At 46.8% G+C, this 1,276-nt stretch carries 2 pseudogenes; both read left to right on the top strand.

Annotation, left to right across the window (positions count from 1 at the left end):
* Positions 1-34 precede the first annotated feature (34 nt).
* A pseudogene (gene yaaA / locus B3180_RS06655) lies at positions 35-811 on the top strand (peroxide stress protein YaaA).
* A gap of 11 nt (positions 812-822) precedes the next feature.
* Positions 823-1,276: pseudogene (locus B3180_RS06650) on the top strand (DUF3014 domain-containing protein); the annotation flags it as partial.

Raw genomic sequence — 1,276 nt, 5'->3', positions numbered from 1 at the left:
TATAACTGTTTAACTTGAACGGAGTGCATTTGACATGTTGGCTGTAGTTTCACCTGCAAAAAACCTGGATTATGAAAGCAACTTGCCGAGCCTCGATGTAACTCAGCCACGATTGCTGGATAACGCCGAAGAGTTGGTGAAGGTGTGCCGGCAGTTGAGCCCTCAGCAATTGGGTTCGTTAATGAAAATTAGCGACAAGCTGGCCGGGCTTAATGCCGCGCGGTTTGAGCAATGGCAACGGCCTTTTAATGAAGAAAATGCACGTCCGGCAATGTTCGCGTTTAACGGTGATGTCTATACTGGATTAGATGCTGTCAGTTTGAATTCGGAAGCCATTAATACGGCACAGCAACAGCTGCGAATTCTTTCTGGCCTTTATGGTGTCTTGCGTCCGTTGGACCTTATGCAGCCTTATCGGCTGGAGATGGGAACTAAATTGGACAATCCAAAGGGTAAAAACCTATATGAATACTGAGGCGATACCATTACTGAGCTGCTGAATGACGACTTGGCCAGGCTGGGGAGCTCGACGTTGGTGAACCTGGCGTCAAATGAGTACTTTTCTGCCGTTAAGCCAAAAGCGCTTAATGCGGATATTATCACGCCGGTATTTAAAGACGAGAAAAACGGCCAGTATAAAGTTATCAGCTTTTATGCGAAGAAGGCGCGGGGGCTTATGGCGCGATTCATCGTGAACCAAAAGCCAAAATCTGTGTCTGATCTTAAAGAGTTTGATGCAAGTGGTTATCGCTTTAATGAAGCAATGTCGAGCGATAAGCAATTGGTTTTTTGTCGTGCTGAGCAAAAATAAAGGAGCGCACAATGAGTGACGATCAGGTTGAAACATCACCGGCAACTGAAGAAGCCAGTCGTAAAACGACTTGGGTTGTCGTTAGCTTAATTGTGTTGGCAGTTATCGCCGCTATTGTATGGTGGTGGTTACCCGCTTCTGAGGACAAAAAACCACAAACTGAGACGGTCGAGGTGGATCCGCAGCAGTCTAGTGAAGTCGAAGTTGAAAGCTATGACGAAGAAACTGCAGAGCCGGAACCAGAGCTGGAGTTAGAGCCAATTCCAGCTGAGCCGGAAGCGGCTCCTGAACCTCAGGAACCGGAGCCTGAACCCATAGCTTTGCCTGAACTTGATGAAAGCACACCAACTGTGTTGCAAAACCTTGATTCAGCGGAAATCAATATTCGTCCATTAAAAAGCTCGCAGCTTATCCGCGATGCTGTTGTGCTAATGGATAACATCAGTAATGGCAGTATTGTTCACA

Origin of the sequence: Idiomarina sp. UBA4206 (assembly GCF_002383015.1) — a bacterium.
GTDB lineage: Bacteria > Pseudomonadota > Gammaproteobacteria > Enterobacterales > Alteromonadaceae > Idiomarina > Idiomarina abyssalis.
The sequence above is the reverse complement of the archived record's forward strand: the minus strand, read 5'-3'. Positions and strand labels throughout refer to the sequence as shown.